At 66.3% G+C, this 16,919-nt stretch carries 9 protein-coding genes; 4 read left to right on the forward strand and 5 right to left on the reverse strand.

Features of this window, described 5'->3' with window-relative positions:
* Nucleotides 1-150: 150 nt before the first annotated feature.
* From nagA to N5D20_RS20385, 5 genes are read right to left on the reverse strand one after another with little or no spacing between them, the layout of a single operon-like run.
* The gene (gene nagA, locus N5D20_RS20365) at nucleotides 151-1,266 is read right to left on the reverse strand and encodes an N-acetylglucosamine-6-phosphate deacetylase (protein ID WP_197578191.1); all 1,116 of its coding nucleotides are present in this window, start codon (nucleotides 1,264-1,266) and stop codon (nucleotides 151-153) included.
* A complete protein-coding gene (locus N5D20_RS20370) occupies nucleotides 1,263-2,039 on the reverse strand; it encodes a DeoR family transcriptional regulator (protein ID WP_043399720.1) in 777 nt (258 codons plus the stop codon). The genes nagA and N5D20_RS20370 overlap by 4 nt, the downstream gene beginning before the upstream one ends.
* Before the next feature lie 33 nt (nucleotides 2,040-2,072).
* Nucleotides 2,073-3,407: a D-tagatose-bisphosphate aldolase, class II, non-catalytic subunit gene (locus N5D20_RS20375; RefSeq protein ID WP_197578192.1), complete on the reverse strand. Its 1,335-nt coding sequence runs from the start codon at nucleotides 3,405-3,407 to the stop codon at nucleotides 2,073-2,075.
* Between the two features lie 17 nt (nucleotides 3,408-3,424).
* Nucleotides 3,425-4,363, reverse strand: coding sequence for an ROK family protein (locus N5D20_RS20380; protein WP_197578193.1), 939 nt, complete (start codon nucleotides 4,361-4,363; stop codon nucleotides 3,425-3,427).
* A complete protein-coding gene (locus N5D20_RS20385) occupies nucleotides 4,356-5,510 on the reverse strand; it encodes an SIS domain-containing protein (RefSeq protein ID WP_197578194.1) in 1,155 nt (384 codons plus the stop codon). The genes N5D20_RS20380 and N5D20_RS20385 overlap by 8 nt, the downstream gene beginning before the upstream one ends.
* Before the next feature lie 322 nt (nucleotides 5,511-5,832).
* Here N5D20_RS20385 and N5D20_RS20390 point away from each other — a divergent pair, with 322 nt between their 5' ends.
* The 4 genes from N5D20_RS20390 to N5D20_RS20405 all read left to right on the forward strand — a co-directional run.
* A complete protein-coding gene (locus N5D20_RS20390) occupies nucleotides 5,833-9,192 on the forward strand; it encodes a TIM-barrel domain-containing protein (RefSeq protein ID WP_197578195.1) in 3,360 nt (1,119 codons plus the stop codon).
* 133 nt (nucleotides 9,193-9,325) lie between these two features.
* On the forward strand, nucleotides 9,326-12,301 hold the full coding sequence (locus N5D20_RS20395) for a TonB-dependent receptor (protein ID WP_197578196.1): 2,976 nt from the start codon (nucleotides 9,326-9,328) through the stop codon (nucleotides 12,299-12,301).
* 65 nt (nucleotides 12,302-12,366) lie between these two features.
* Nucleotides 12,367-13,722, forward strand: coding sequence for a Gfo/Idh/MocA family oxidoreductase (locus N5D20_RS20400; RefSeq protein ID WP_197578197.1), 1,356 nt, complete (start codon nucleotides 12,367-12,369; stop codon nucleotides 13,720-13,722).
* A 374-nt stretch (nucleotides 13,723-14,096) separates the two neighbouring features.
* Nucleotides 14,097-16,919: DUF6531 domain-containing protein (locus N5D20_RS20405; protein ID WP_279914957.1), on the forward strand; the 2,823-nt coding region annotated here is incomplete at its 3' end.

Genomic DNA, 16,919 nt, shown 5'->3' on the forward strand with positions numbered 1-16,919 from the left:
TCGTCGCAGAGTGCTTTCTGTAGAGCCGAGCCATGCTCGGCTGCTTTCCGTTCCGATATCGAGGTCCCCCATGCCGCGCTTCGCGCGGTGAGCCGAGCATGGCTCGGCTCTACAGGGAGCCTGCGCGGCGTCCGGGCCGCATGGCGTGCGTCAGTTCAGATCGACCACCCGCCCGCCAATGACCACCTGCTGCAGGCGCAGTTCGGCGTCCAGCACCACCAGGTCGGCACGGGCGTCGGGCGCAATGCGACCGCGATCATCCAGGCCCAGGTAATCGGCGGGGAAGGTGGACACGCGCTGCGAGGCATCGGCCAGTTCCAATCCCACACGCACAAGGTTGCGCAGCGCCTGGTCCATGGTCAGTGCGCTGCCGGCCAGCGAACCGGTGGCCAGGCGCACGCAGCCGCCGCACTTGTGCACGCGCTGTTCGCCCAGGGCGTACTCGCCATCGGGCATGCCGGTGGCGGCAGTCGCGTCGGTCACCGCATACAGGCGCGGGATCGCGCGCGCGGCCAGGCGGATCACGCCGGGATGGATGTGCTGCAGGTCGGGAATGATCTCGGCGTACTGCGCATGTGCCAGCGCCGCCGCGGCGATGCCAGGCCGGTAGTGGTCGACGCCGGTCATGCCATTGAACAGATGGGTGAAGCCGGAAGCCCCGGCCTGCAGCGCAGCAACACCCTCTTCGTACGTGCCGGCGCTGTGGCCGAGCTGCACGCGAATGCCCATTGCCGCCAGCGCGGGAATCAGTGCGGTGTGCTCGCCGATTTCCGGCGCCAGCGTCATCACCCGGATCGGTGCCAGCGCGTGCAGCTGCTGCACCAGCGCCAGCGTCGCCTCGATGGTGCGGTTGGGTTGCGCGCCCAGGCGCTGCGGGCTGATGAACGGCCCTTCCAGATGTACGCCGGCAATGCAGGCGGCGTCGGCATCGGGCGCTGCCATGGTCGCGGCCACGCCGTGCAGCGCGTGCTCGATCTCATCCAGGCCGGCGGTCATGGTGGTCGCCAGCAGTGTGGTGGTACCGAAGCGCAGGTGGGTGCGGGCAATGGTGCGGGCCACGTCGCCGCCCTGCATCAGGTCGACGCCGGCCGCACCATGCACGTGCAGGTCGATGAAGCCGGGCAGGATCACCGGCAGCTGCAGGTCGTCAGCGCCGCTGTGGTCGTCCACCTGCAGCTGGCGCACGTGGGAATCGAAGTGGACGTGGCCACGCCGCCAACCCAGCGGCGTGAGGATGCGGCCATGCAGGGTGCGGGTGTCGGTCATGCAGTGGGCTCGGCGATGATCACTTCGATGCCCAGCCGCTGCAGCCCTTCACGGGTTGCGTCGTCGATGCCGGCGTCGGTGATGATGGCGTGGATCTGATCGAGAAGTGCGATGCGGTGCAGGCTGACGCGGCCGAACTTGGAGGCGTCGGTCAGCACCACGATGCGGCGCGCGCGCTCGACCATGCGGTGGTTGAGGCGGGCTTCGGCTTCATCGTGGGTGGTCAGGCCGAACTGCAGGTCCAGGCCGTCCACGCCCAGGAACAGGGTGTCGAAGCTGTAGGAGTTGAGGCTGGCTTCGGCCTGGCTGCCCTGCAGCGACAGCGACTGCTGGCGCAGCAGCCCACCGGTCAGCAGCACGTTGATGCCGGGCGCGTTGGCCAGTTCCCAGGCGATGTTCAGCCCGTTGGTCATCACCGTCACGTCGCGCTGGCTACGCAGGTGGCGGGCCAGGGTCATCGTGGTCGAGCCGGAGTCGATGATGATGTTGTCACCGGGCCGCACCAGGCGCGCGGCACAGGCGCCGATCGATTCCTTCAGCGGCAGGTTCAGTGCGTCCTTTTCGTGGATGTCCTGTTCCTGCGGCGGCGTGCGCACCAGCGTCGCACCGCCGTGGGTACGGTTGGCCAGGCCCTGCGATTCGAAGTGGGTCAGGTCGGCACGGATGGTCACCGCCGACACGCCGAAGCGCTCGACCAGATCGGCCACCTGCACCGAGCCGTGCTCGATCAGCAGCTGCAGGATCTGTTGCCGGCGGGAGCGGGTGTTGCGCATGGCCATTCTCGGTGTCGCGGGGAAAGGTAGAGATTAGCCGTTCGCAGCAACGGCGGCAGCCGCGTCTGCGTGATGCGTGCGGGTTCCGGCCTGGTTGGCGCTGCACGCACGGGCGTACTCGCCCAGGCACAGGCCGACGCGATGCTGCGCCAGCGCGGTAGGCGTATTGGCCAGGGTGCCCTCGCGCACGGCGCGGTACTGCTCCGGCAGGTACTGGCTGAGCAGTACCAGCGGCGGCGCATGCTGTTCCAGGTTGGCGAACAGGGTCTGCACCGCCTCCACCAGCGCCGGCTCGCCCCAGTAGTAGCGGCAGCGGTCGCTGAAGGAATAGCTGCGCAGCAGGCGCAGCGCTGCCTCATCGCCCTGGTAGTAGGACTGCCAGTACTTCGGCTGCGCCACCATCACTTCATCCAGCACCTGCGGCAGGCGCGAGCACTGCGCCGCCGGCAGCAGTTCGGCCTCGATCGCGGCCAGCGCGAACAGCGCTTCGCGGTAGGCGAAGGTCGCCGCCGGGCCGACCTTGAGGATGGCGAAGTGGTCGCGCACCAAGGCGTGCAGGCCACTTTCGCGCTGGTAGTCGGTGGAATGCGCTTCGAACACGATGCGCGGCTGCTGTTCGAGGAAGCCGGCCAGCGTGCTGGCGGCGGCCGGGTCGTACTCGTGCACACTGCTGTGGTCGAAGTCCACGCCCGGTTGCACCACCATGGCGATCACGCGCTGCCACGCATCGCGCAGCTGCGGCGTATCGAACGCCTGCTGATGAATCGCCAGGGTCTGCGCGGCAGCAGCGGGCGTGGTCACCTGCAGGCCTTCGGCCAGCGAGGCTTCGCCACCGGGAATCGGCACTTCGGTACCGATCACGTAGACCGGCGGCGGCAGGCCATGATCGGCGGCGGTGCGTTCGGCGATCTCGGCCAGCTCGGCCGAGCGCGCGGCGACGATGGCGTCGGGCAGCGGCACCGGGTCATCGGCGCAGGACATGCTGCAATCGAGGTGGATCTTGTGGAAACCGGCGGCGACGTAGGCTTCGATCAGCACGCGGGCGTGGGTCATCGCTTCGGCAGCCGGGCGCTTCTGCCAGGCATTCGGGCCGAGGTGGTCGCCGCCCAGGATCAGCCGCTCGCGCGGGAAGCCTTCTTCATCGGCCAGGGCGCCGACGTAATCGCGGTACTGCGGCGGGGTCATGCCGGTGTAGCCGCCGAACTGGTCGACCTGGTTGGAGGTGGCCTCGATCAGCAGCACGGTGCCGTGCGCCAGCGCCACGTGCATGGCCGCCCGCAGCACCTGCTCGTTGCTGCAGCAGACGCTGTACAGGCCGACGTTGGCACCGGCGCGGTGGGAGGCAAGCAGGGTCTGCAACGGGGACATGGTCAGGCTCCGGTCAATCAGGAAAACGAGGGTTGGCAGGCGAGCAGGGCGGCACCACGTGCGCCACCGGCATCACCGAAGCGCGGCGGCACGATCGGCGGAACCTGCACGCCGTTGAACAGATGTGCGGCGATGGCCGCCGGCAGCTGCTGGTACAGCGGCGCGTACTGCGACAGGCCACCGCCGAGCACGATCACGTGCGGGTCCAGCGCCAGCACCAGCGCGGCCAGGCTGTGGCCAAGCAGGTCGCGATGGATGTCCAGCGCCTTGCGCGCACGCGCATCACCGGCTTCGGCCAGGGCGATCACTGCGCTGGCGTCGGTGGCGCTGCCACCGAGGTGACGCTCGATCATTGCCAGCCCGCTGCCGGACACGTAGCGCTCCACGCAGCCCTGCAGGCCGCAGGCGCAGTCGATGAGTGGCAGGCCGTGGCGCTGCAGCAGGTGGCCGGGCACGCTCCAGTGGCCCCATTCGCCGGCCAGGCCGTTGAAGCCGGACAGCAGGCGGCCCTGCAGGCAGAAGCCGCCACCGGCACCGGTGCCGAGGATGGCGCCGAACATGCTGGGGTAGCCGTCGGCGGCCCCGCCATGCGCTTCCGACAGGGCGAAGCACTGCAGGTCGTTGCCGAAGTGCAGCGGGCGTTGCAGGCGTGCCTGCAGATCCGCCGCCACGCTGTGGCCGGTCAGTGCAGGCACGTTCGCGCTGAGCTGGCGGCCGCTGCGACGATCACGCACACCGGGCAGGGCGATGCCGATGGCGGCATCACCGCGGCCCAGCGCGGCATCGGCCTCGGCGACCAGTGTCACCACCGCCTGCAGGAAGCCGTCGTAGTCGCCCTGCGGCGTGCTGACCCGGCGGCGCCAGGTGACCTGCGTCGCCGCATCGCACGCCACCAGCTCGATCTTGGTGCCGCCGATGTCGATGCCGTAGCAGGCATGGGCGATCAGCTCAGCCATGGTGGATGGTGACACCCTTGACGACGCGGTTGACGGTGCCGTCCGGGAACGGGTTGTCCGGGGTCAGGCCGAGTGCGGCCGAGCGCTGCAGCGCGAACAGCTGCGCGAAGCCCAGCCATACCGGCGCCAGCCACGGGTCGTCCAGGGCCGGCACGGTGAGGGTGTACTCGTCATCGGCACCGATGTCCGAATGCGGGCCGATCGCCAGTACCTGGCCGGCCACGCCATCGCGGCGCAGTTCTTCCAGCAGGTCCTGTTCGTAGCGGCGCGCCAGCGGCTGCACGCTGCGCAGCACCACCACCAGGGTGTTGCCATCCAGCGTCGACTTCGGGCCATGGCGGAAGCCCAGTGGTGTGTTGGCCAACGCCAGCACGCGGCCGGCGGTCAGCTCCAGCACCTTCAGCGCGGCTTCGCGTGCGAGTGCTTCCAGCGGGCCGCTGCCAAGGTAGATCACCCGGTTGAACGGGCGCTGCGCCAGCGCGGCTACCGGTGCGTCCCACTGCGCCTGGCCTTCGCGGGCGAGACCGGCAATCTGCTTCAGGCGCGCCACGCGCGCATCCCACGGCGAACGATCGAACACGGTCAGTGCGGCCAGCAGCATGCAGGTCAGGCTGCTGGTCATGGCGAAGGCGCGATCGCAGCTGGCCGATGGCATCAGCAGCGTGCAGGTATCGGCACGGCCGGCACCACGACGGGCGAGTTCGCCATCGGCGTTGCAGGTGATGTCGAGGAAGCGTGCCTCATCCACATCGGCGCGCACGCGGTCCACCGCGGCCACGCTTTCCGGACTGGAACCACTGCGGCCAAACGAGACCAGCAGGGTGGGGCGGTCGCGCTGCAGGTACAGCGCCGGATGGGTCAGCAGGCTGGTGGTGTGCACCACGCGCACCTCGGCCGGCCACTGCGCGTTGATCGCATCGGCCACCATCTCGGCGATGAAGCCGGAGCTGCCGGCGCCGGTGAACAGCACGCGCTGTTTGGGATCGTTGAGGCTGCCGCCGAGGAAGGCCTGCAGGCGGTCGCGGGCACGCGACAGATCCTGGGCGAGGGCTTCCCACAGCGCTGGCTGCTGGGCGATTTCGGTAGCGGTATCGGCTCCGCCAAGGCGCTGCCAGGCGGACACGTCGGAAAGCAGGGTGACGTCCATTCGGAGGTTCCAGTTGGGCCAGCGCACCATCTGCGTTTTCTTTCGAAATGTCAAACATCGAAAGTAAAAAGAAAGAAAATGACGCGATGACTTTTCCCGCTGCCGGGCGCTCGGGAAAACGAAAGAACGGGGCGAATGCCGTATCGCACAATGCTTAACAGGCAGCTGCAATCGATTACACAAAGTATTGCGACGCAACAACTTTCGTTTCAACGGAATATATCTTCCTTTTTTCTTTCAATTTGTTGACATCTTTCGAATCGCTGCCCTAGAGTCGGCCCAACCGCTTTCGAAACGCCCGGTGAACGGGTTGGGAGTCCGTGTGGAAATCTGCGTTCGTCGCTCGCCGCTGATGCTGGCTCTGTTGCCGGCATTGATGTTGGCGTCCATGCCGGCCCAGGCCGAGTCGGTCGGCAACCTGCGTTCGGTTGCCGCCAGCGCCAGCCGCGACGGCGTGCAGGGCTGGGACCTGCAGACCGACAAGGGCGCGCGCATCCGCATCGAACTGCCGGCCACCGACATCATCCGCGTGCAGGCTGGCCGCAACGGCACGCTGACCGGTGCCGGCGACAAGGCTGCACCGATCGTGCTGCCGCAGCCCAAGGCGAACGTGCAGGCGCAGCTGGAAGAAGACGCGCAGGAAATCCGCGTGCGCACTGATGCACTGGTGCTGCATGTACAGCGGCAGCCGCTGCGCATGCGCCTGGAACGGCTGGACAACGGCCAGCCCACCGCGCTGTGGCAGGAACTGCAGCCGCTGGACCTGGATGCTGCGCAGAGCGTGCAGGTGCTGTCCTCGCAGGCCGATGAAGGCTATTTCGGTGGCGGCCAGCAGAACGGCCGCTACCAGTTCAAGGGCCGCGAGCTGGAGGTGTCCTATTCCGGCGGTTGGGAAGAGGGCGACCGCCCCAGCCCAGCACCGATGCTGCTGAGCAGCCGTGGCTGGGGCATGCTGCGCAATACCTGGAGCGATGGCAGCTACGATCTGCGCCAGAGCGACCAGGCCACGCTGCTGCATCGCGAAGACCGCTTCGATGCCTATTACTTCGTCGGCGCCGACCTGCCGAAACTGATCGAGCGCTACACCCAGCTGACTGGCCGCCCGAACATGGTCGCGCGCTGGGCGCTGTCCTACGGCGACGCCGATTGCTACAACGATGGCGACAACAGCAAGAAGCCCGGCACCGTGCCCGAAGGCTGGAGCGACGGCCCGACCGGCACCACCCCCGATGTGATCGACAGCGTGGCCAAGCAGTACCGCGCCCACGACATGCCCGGTGGCTGGATCCTGCCCAACGACGGCTACGGCTGCGGTTACAAGCAGTTGCCGGAAACCGTGAAGGGGCTGGCCGGCTACGGTTTCCGCACCGGACTGTGGACCGAGAACGGCGTCGACAAGATCGCCTGGGAAGTGGGCAAGGCCGGCACCCGCGTGCAGAAGCTGGACGTGGCCTGGACCGGCAAGGGCTACCAGTTCGCGATGGACGCCAACCGCCAGGCGTTCAACGGCATCCTCGACAATTCCGATTCGCGCCCGTTCCTGTGGACGGTGATGGGCTGGGCCGGCATCCAGCGCTATGCCGTGGCCTGGACCGGCGACCAGAGCAGCAGCTGGGACTATATCCGCTGGCATGTGCCGACCCTGGTCGGTTCCGGCCTGTCCGGCATGGCCTATGCCAGCGGCGACGTCGATGCGATCTTCGGCGGCAGCGCCGAGACCTTCACCCGCGACCTGCAGTGGAAGGCGTTCACGCCGGTACTGATGGGCATGAGCGGCTGGTCGTCGAACGCACGCAAGCATCCGTGGTGGTACGACGAGCCCTACCGCAGCATCAACCGCGATTACCTGAAGTTGAAGATGCGCCTGACCCCGTACATGTACGGCCTGGTGCACGAGGCCGCGCAGACCGGCGCACCACCGGTGCGTGGCCTGATGTGGGACAACCCGCGCGACCCGCACGCGCAGGATGAAACCTACAAGTACCAGTTCCTGCTTGGCCGCGATCTGCTGGTGGCGCCGGTGTACCGCAGCCAGGCGGCCAGCCGTGGCTGGCGCCGCGATATCCACCTGCCGGCCGGCGGCTGGATCGACTACTGGGACGGCCGCCGCGTGCAGGCCGGCGCCGACGGCCGCCAGCTCGACCGCCAGGTGGACCTGGCCACGCTGCCGGTGTTCGTGCGTGCCGGAGCGATCCTGCCGATGTACCCGTCGATGCTGTTCGACGGTGAGAAGCCGCTCGATGAAGTGACCTTCGACCTGTACCCGCAGGGCGAGTCGCACTACACGCTGTACGAAGACGATGGCAACACGCGCCGCTACCAGCAGGGCGAGTCGAGCACGCAGGTGATCCGCGTGCAGGCGCCAGCGCAGGGCAGTGGCCCGGTGCAGGTGCAGATCGATGCGGTGCAGGGCCAGTACAACGGCCAGCTGCTGCAGCGCCGCTATGGCCTGCGCGTGCTCAGCCGCCAGGCGCCGCGTGCGGTGCAGGCCGCTGGCCGCGCGCTGCCGGCGCTGGCTGATGCCGCTGCGTTCAACGCTGCTGCTGAAGGCTGGTACTTCGATGCCGCCGAACGACGCGGCACGCTGCATGTGCGCACCGCCAGCCAGGACATCCGCCAGCCCCTGCAACTGCAGCTGGACTTCGCGGTCGTCGCCGCCGCTGCCGACGATGCGTATCCGGCGGCACCGGTACTCGGCCGCGAACTGCCGGCCGACAGCCTGCTGGTGGTCAACCGCCCGGCCGAAGAGCCCGGCCACGCGCTGGAAAACGCCTTCGATGATGACCCGGGTACCTGGTTCCGCAGTGTGCGCAACCAGGCCGTGCGCACCGGTGCGCATGAATGGGTGATCGGGTTCGGCGAGCGCAGGATGATCGATGGCATCGACATCGCGCCGCGCAACGACAAGAACTGGAAGCACGGCCAGGTACGCGATTACGAGGTCTACCTGGGCGACAGCAACGGCGAGTGGGGCGAGCCGATCGCGCGTGGCCGCCTGCAGTTGAAGGAAGGCGTGCAGCGCATCGACTTCCCGGCCCATGCCGGCCGCCTGCTGCGCTTCCGCGTGTTGAGCGTGCAGAACCCGGAAGGTGACGGTGCCAGCAGCACCGATCCGATGGTCACCGCCGCTCAGGGCAGTGCCCGCGCCTTCGATGCGCTGCAGCCGCGCGATGTCGGCCCGATCGCCCTGTCCACCTTCCACATCCTCGAACACCAGGAACCGGAGCGACCGGCCCGGCAGCGCTATCTCTCCGAGCTGCCGGTGCCGGCCGCGCTGGCCAGCCAGGTGCGCGCCGACCAGTCGTTCCGTGGCGATGCCGGCATGCGCATGAACGGCCTGCAGTTCCGCCGTGGCCTGGGCGTCGGCGCCAACAGCCGCATCGACCTGCGCCTGCAGGGCGGCTGGCACCTGCTGCGTGCCGACCTCGGCATCGACGACGCCTGCCGCAGCGCCGGTGGCCTGCAGTTCCAGGTCTGGGGTGACAACCGCCTGCTGTACGACAGCGGCCTGGTGAAGGCACCCGGCGTGGTCAAGCCGGAGCTGGACATCCGTGGCCTTTCCACCCTGAGCCTGCGCACGCTGGGTGCGCAGGGCAGTCAACCCGCCCAGGTCTGCGCCAACTGGGCCAATGCCGTGCTGATCGGCCAGGAGGGCGACTCCGCCAGCATCGTCGCCCCATGACCCCCTCGTAACACCGCTCCTCCCCCCGCCCATTCCGACTACGGCCCTCATGGCCGTGGCCCGGGAGCGTTTTGCCCGCCGAACGCCCACGCGCTCACCATTCGCGCCGCACCCCTGCCAGGAGAGAACCCCGATGTTGCCCGCCCGCCACCACCGCCCCCCCTGTCGTTCGATCGCTCCGCTGTCGCTGGCCATTGCCGGCGTGCTGCTGTCGGTCGCCGTTCCTGCCTTCGCCCAGGAGAGCAAGGACAAGGCCACCGACCTGGCCCGCATCGAGGTCACCGGCTCCAACATCCGCCGCACCGACGTGGAAACCGCGTCGCCGGTGCAGGTGATCAGCAAGCAGGACATCCAGAACATGGGTGCGCGCACGCTGTTGCAGGTGCTCGACAACCTGCCTGCCGCACGTCCGGCGCAGCAGGATGCGCGTTCGTTGTTCACCGGTTCCGACGGTGCCTCGCAGGCCAACCTGCGCGGCCTCGGTGCCCAGGGAACGCTGGTGCTGCTGAATGGTCGTCGCCTGTCGTACTACGGTGCACCGGCCGGCTTCCAGACCCAGTTCGTCAACATCGACGCGATCCCGGCTGCGGCCATCGAACGCATGGAAGTGCTGACCGACGGCGCTTCGGCGGTGTACGGCACCGACGCGGTGGCCGGCGTGATCAACGTGATCACCAAGCGCAACTTCCAGGGCGCCGAGGTCAGCTTCACCAACGACACCTCCTCGCGCATCGACTCCTACGGCGAGCGCCAGGCCAGCATCACCGCCGGCTTCGGTGACCTGGCCGAGAACCGCTTCAACATCTACGGTGCGGTCAACATGTACCGCCGCGACGCGATTCCGCTGAGCGATTTCTACGACAAGCGGCCCGACCAGTACTACGTCAACAATCCGAACTACCTCAACAACCTGCGCCTGGGCGTGGGCAGCAAGCCGGGTGAATTCAATCCGGGCACTTACTTCGCCTTCGATCCGGTCACCGGCCGCCGCGTGCAGGAAGCCGCGCCGGGCTGCAAGAACGTGCTGACCAGTGAAGCGGCCGGTCCGCGTTGCGTCTGGGAAACCTGGATGAACAACGAGATCGATGCCGGCGCCAAGTCCGAGCGCAATACCGCCTACCTCAACGGCACTTTCCTGGTGGGTGACAGCACCGAGATCTTCGCCGAGGCGACCTACACCGACATCGACCTGCGCGCCAACGGCGGCACGCCGCGCACCTACGGCACCACCACCGGCAACCCGACCAGCTGGTTCTCGCGCAACACCGGCAACACCGTCAACCAGTTCCTGTACCCGTTCCTGGGCCCGAACAACGAGTACAACCACGCCAGCCCGCAGATGAAGGCAATGATGGGCGGCGTGGTCGGCCTGAACTACCTGCTGCAGGATGCCGGCCCGAACTACTTTGGCCAGCGCAATACCGACAAGAGCTACCGCGTGCTGGCCGGTGCGCGTGGCAACCGGGGTGACTGGAACTGGGAGACCGCCTTCGCCAGTGCCGGCACCCACTCCACCACGTACCAGACGATCAACGTCAACATCAAGGGCTTCGAGAAGGCGTTCGGCCCGTACTCGGTCGATCCGACCACCGGCCGCGTGATCATCTCCGACCACCCGGCATACAAGTTCGGTGAGATCAGCGAAGCCAACGCTGCATTGATCCGTGAAGCGTTCCCGACCTTCGACATCCAGTCGTGGACCCGTCTGCACACCCTGGACGGCAAGATCGAAGGCCCGCTGTTCCAGCTGCCGGCCGGTGAAATGCGCGCCGCGTTCGGCTTCAACGCCAGCCGCGAGACCTTCTACACCCCGGGCAACGCCGATGCGGCCAACGGCCTGATCTCCCAGCAGGGCGGCTCCTGGTTCGACGGCAAGCGCAACACCTACGCGCTGTTCGCCGAGACCGTGGCGCCGATTACCGACAAGCTGGAACTGGATGCGGCGGTGCGCGTGGACAAGTACCCGAACTTCAGCGCCAACGTCGCGCCGAAGATCGGCTTCAAGTACCAGGCGTTCGACCAGCTGATGCTGCGCGGTACCTACTCCACCGGTTTCCGTGCACCGAGCCTGGCCGAGTCCGGCAACGGCGGCGTGTTCGCGCAGCTGGGTGGCTACCGCGACGAGCTGCGCTGCAACGAGACCAACGCCATCGCCAACCTGCTGCTGCGCTCGCAGCGTCCGGGCGATGTCGACCTGGGCAAGAACCTGCTGAACGTGGATTGCAGCCGCACCGTGGCGCGCATGACCCAGCCGAACAAGAACCTGAAGCCGGAGAAGGCGAAGATCGCCACCCTCGGCTTCGTCTACGAGCCGGCGACCTGGCTGTCGGTGTCGGCCGACTACTGGTTCATCTATCGCGACAATGAAATCGTCGCGCCGGACTACCGCCGCATGGAAGACATCATCTCCTCGTCGCGCTCGCCGATCACCGACAGTGACCGCGCCAACCTGGCACAGCTGGCGGCGATGTGTGCCGATCCGGCCAGTGGCGTGAGCTGCCCGTCGGTGCTGCCGGGCTACTCCGCCGGCAACGTGGCCAGCGTGGTGGGCCAGTACAAGAACCGTGGCAAGACGCTGATCGACGGTTTCGACATCGATGCGCGCAGCCGCTTCTCGCTGGGTGACTGGGGCAACCTGAACATCGGTCTGGCCGCCACCATTGCCAACCGCAACCGCTTCTACATGGATGCGGAGAACGGCTGGTACTACGGCGACGTGGTCGGCTACTACAACAACCCGCGCCTGCGTGCCACGCTCAATGCCGACTGGACGTACAAGCAGGTCACCACCAGCATGTTCGTCAACTACGTGGGCGGCACCAAGTGGGCCACCGACCAGGTCGATGAAGTGAGCAACAACAAGGAAACCTGCACCGGCGGCTACCTGGCCCTGCAGAAGAGCAAGTGTGATGGTGCGCCGTCGTGGTGGACCACCAACATGAGCGTCACCTGGCGCCCGGATGATGCATGGAACCTGAGCTTCACCGTCAAGAACCTGTTCAATCGACTGCCGTTCTACGATCCGAACAGCTTCCTGGGTGACTCCAGTGACTACGCGACCATCTTCGGCCGTGGTTACAGTGTGACCATCGGCTACCGGTTCAAGTAATTCCGTTTGCGTGACCTGGCGTGCCGGCTGCGGCCGGCACGCTGCCAAGAGGAGAGATGTTTGCCATGAAGCGTAGGGAATTCATCGCGGCCAGTGCCGCTGTCGCCGCCAGCAGCCTGCTGCCGCAGACCCCGGCATGGGCACGCGGGCGCAAGGTGCGCCTGGCCATGATCGGTACCGGCATGCGCGGGCTGGTGCTGCTGAAGGAACTGGTGCGCCGCGACGATGTCGAGGTGGTCGCCGTGTGCGATATCGAGCCGATCATGCTCGGTCGCGCCGTGGAGATGGTGACCAAGGCTGGCAAGCCGGCCCCGAAGACCTATGGTCAGGACCGCGACACCAATGCGTGGAAGCGCCTGCTGGAACAGAAGGGCATCGATGGCGTGATCATCGCCACGCCGTGGGAATACCACGCACCGATGGCGATTGCCGCCATGCATGCCGGGGTGGCGGTGGGCTGCGAAGTGGTGGCTGGCATCACCCTGCAGGACCACTGGGACGTGCTGAAGACCCAGCTGAGCACGGGCACCCCGTACATGCTGCTGGAAAACGTCTGCTACCGCCGCGATGTGATGGCCGCCCTGCAGATGGTCCGGCAGGGCCTGTTCGGCGAACTGGTGCACCTGCAGGCCGGCTACCAGCACGATCTGCGCGGCGTGAAGTTCAACTCCGGCGACCCGAACCAGCCCTACGACAGCGGCGTGGAATTCGGCCCCAAGGGCTGGAGCGAAGCACGCTGGCGCACCGAGCATTCGGTGGAGCGCAATGGCGAGTTGTACCCCAGCCACGGCATCGGCCCGTGCGCGATGTACACCGGCATCAACCGCGGCAACCGCTTCACCCACATCAACGCGTTCGCGACCAAGGCACGCGGCCTGCACGAATACACCGTGGCCAAGAGTGGTGGCACCACCCACCCCAGCACCAAGGTGAAGTTCAAGCTCGGCGATATCGTCACCACCACGCTGGCTTGCGAGAACGGCGAGACCATCCTGCTGCAGCACGACACCTCGCTGCCGCGCCCGTACTCGATGGGCTTCCGCGTGCAGGGCACCAAGGGCCTGTGGATGGATGTAAACCATTCGATCCACATCGAAGGCCGCAGCCCGCCGCACCAGTGGGAAGAGTTCAAGAAGTACCAGGACGAGTATGAGCACCCGCTGTGGAAGCAGAATGCCGAGACCGCTGCCAGCGCCGGCCACGGTGGCATGGATTGGTTCGTCATCCACGCGTTTGTGGAAGCGCTGAAGGCCAAGGCGCCGATGCCGATCGACATCTACGATGCGGTGACCTGGAGTGCGATCACGCCGCTGAGCGAGCAGTCCATCGCCAACGGTTTCCAGACGTTGGAGTTCCCGGACTTCACCGCTGGTGCGTGGAAGCAGCGCAAGCCGATTTTTGCGTTTGATGGGAAGTACTGATCCGCTCTGTGTAGAGTTGAGCCATGCTCGACTGGTTTGAACCCGACGCCGGGCACTGCCCGGCGTTGCTGTTTGTGGCGGATTGGCCCCTGCAGTGCCCAGCCCACGCCCGGCCGCCTGTTCGGTCGGCCGCCCGCTTTATCAGAAAACTCTGAAATCCGACGCATTCCACAGTTTCTGACTTGAATGTGTAAACCACATCGGAGATAACGTTCCCCGTGCGGTCAGCCCGCATTCCGGACCAGGGACGATCCGAAGCATGAAGTGGTGAGGCAGCTGCCCCACGTTCTCGTTCCCGCCGGTGCAGTGTTCGTCCAGGAAGGAGAACAGGGATGTTGAAGCGATTGAAGTCCATTTCGTGTGCCGCACTGGCGATGATTGCGCTGGCGAGCTTGGCTCCCGGGGCTGCGCAGGCGCAGGAGGTGCAGAAGAAGTGGGAAAGCTACCTGTCGATGGGCCAGCCGCGAGCCACGGAAGCGGCGGTGCAGAAGGACATCAAGTCGCTCTTTTCCCAGTACGAGGAGGACAAACCCTTCGATTGGCATGTCAAACGCCAACGCGTCCTTGGAAAGAAGGTCATCTACGATTACCGGGTGAAACCCGAGAAGATCGTTACTACCGACTGGGTCTACACCCACTCAGGGCAGGAGTACTCTTCCGAAGATCAGATTCGGAGCGTGATCCTCGCCACCCGCGTCAGCGACCCGCAGTGCCCGGCGACTTCCCTCACGGAGGATCCGTGGGTCGAGCTCCTTGGGCTTGGAAGGGGCGATGACGGTAGTGTCACCAACGAGGAGAAGGATTTCCATTACACCTTGAACTTCTATCATCAGAGCACTCAACAATGCTCGTCGATAGTGGGGTGGGAGCATGTGCGCCGGGCCAGAACGGCGCTTTGCCCGAATCGACCGTCCCTGACGTGGAATGACGCCTTGCAGATGTGCTCACTGGTCCAGCAGGACGAGCCGCACATGGCGCCCATGCTGTCCTATACAAGCACGCCGCTGCCGCCGCAGCAATGTCCTGTTGGCAACCCATGTGATCCGACCACTGGCGATAAATCCCAGCCTGAGCCGGATTTCAACTTTGGATGGGTGAGCTTCCAACGCCACTATCATTCCCTGACAAGCACGGCGGGCGGCGCGTTGGGTACGGGCTGGACCCATTCCCACAATCTGCGGCTTACCGCAGGCGTAGACGATTCCACCTTCCCTCCCAGCCCCGAACTGAAAGTTGGGTTGATCGGCGCCGATGGCGGGCAGACCGCGTTCCAGAAAGTGGGGGCAAGCTACGAAGCCATGGACGGAAGCGGTGATCGCGCTGTCCAGCAGGGCACCAACTGGCAACTTTCACGTGCCGGAGAGCGCATTCATTTTGATGCCGCTGGCTTGATGCAGCGCCGCGATTTCGAAGACGGAACGTCGCTGACCTATGCACACGACGGCCGCGGCCGCCTGCTCAGCATCACCCATTCAACCGGTCGACGCGTTGATGTCCAGTACCTCGCGCCGGGCGACGATTCGCTGATCTCGGCCCTGGTGGTCGCCGGCCAGCCTGTGGTGAGCTACACGTACTCTCCTGCTGGCGAGCTGGCCACTGCGACCTACGCAGACGGCGCCAGTCGTACTTACCACTATGAGGACACACGCTTCCCGGGCTACCTGACGGGCGTGACCGCCGAAGACACCCGGCGCTACAGCTGGTTTGGCTATGACGCCAAGGGGCGAGTTACCTGCAGCCGCCATTCCGGTGACTGCAGTCAGGCCGACGTAGGCATTGATGGCGTGCGCCTGGAGTACACCCCGGCAGGAACCACCATCGTCACCGACGCACTGGGCAAGCAGAGCACCTACGCCTTGACCGCCATCGGCTCCAGTGGACTTCCGCGCAAGGTCAATGGCATCACCGAGAGCAACGGCAGCATAAGCCGCACCTATCTGCCCGAGGGCACCGATTTCCGGCGCCGGCTGCAGTCGGTGACTGATCGCCGTGGTGTCGTCACCAGCTACGCCTATGCCGAGGCCAGCGATGCTGCCGTAGGCGCCGTCAGCGTGACCACCACCACCGAAGCGGTCGGTACTCCGGATCAGCGCATCAGCGAAACGCGCGTGGCCATGGACAGCAATCGGCTGGTGCAGCAGACCGTCGGTAACCGTGAGATCCGCATCACACGCAATGCGCGCCTTCAGCCAACCACCATTACCGTGCGCGACATGGTGACCGGTGACACCCGCGTCACCACGCAGACCTACTGCGAGGCCGAAGGGCCGGAGTGCCCGCTGGTGGGACTGCTGCGCAGTGTGGATGGCCCGCGAAGCGATGTGGCGGATGTCTCCGCCTATGCCTACTACACAGCGGACGACCCGGGATGCGCGGCCAATGGTGCCTGCAGCTATCGCAAGGGCGATCTGCGCAGTGTGACCAATGCGCTCGGCCAGACGGTTGAGACCCTGGCCTACGACGCGTTGGGACGGCCGTTGGCGGTGAAGGACGCCAACGGCGTGGTCACTGACTACACCTACCATGCCCGCGGCTGGCCAACCTCGGTCACCGTGCGCGGTGCCACCACAGCCGAGAATCGGGTTACCCAGATCAGCTACTGGCCGACCGGCCAGGTGCAACAGGTCACCGAGCCTGACGGCAGCAGCGTCACCTATGTCTACGACGCAGCGCAGCGCCTGACCGACATTGCGGACAGCAGCGGCAATACGATCCACTATGCGTTGGACAACGCCGGCAACCGCCTCAAGGAAGACACGCTGGATACCAGCGGCACCCTCCGCCGTACCCTGGCACGGACGTTCAACACGCTCGGCCAGCTGACCGCACTGAAGGACGCGGGCAATCACGCCACCGGCTTCGCCTACGATGCGAACGGAAACCCGCAGACGGTGACCGACGCACTGCAGCGCGTGACCAGCCAGCAGTACGACCCGCTGAACCGCCTGGCGCAGACTCTGCAGGACGTCGGCGGCGTCGCGGCGGAGATCCGCAGTCAGTACAACGCGCTGGACCAGGTCACCCAGATCACCGACCCGAAGGGCCTGCATACCACCTACGCCTACAACGGTTTCGGTGACCTGACCGGGCAGGTCAGCCCGGACAGTGGCGCCAGCAGCTTCACCGTGGACGCCGCTGGCAACCGCAAGACGGCCACCGATGCGCGCGGCGTCACCGCCACCTATCACTACGATGCG

The sequence above is a fragment of the Stenotrophomonas sp. GD03877 genome, from assembly GCF_029840555.1.
GTDB lineage: Bacteria > Pseudomonadota > Gammaproteobacteria > Xanthomonadales > Xanthomonadaceae > Stenotrophomonas > Stenotrophomonas geniculata.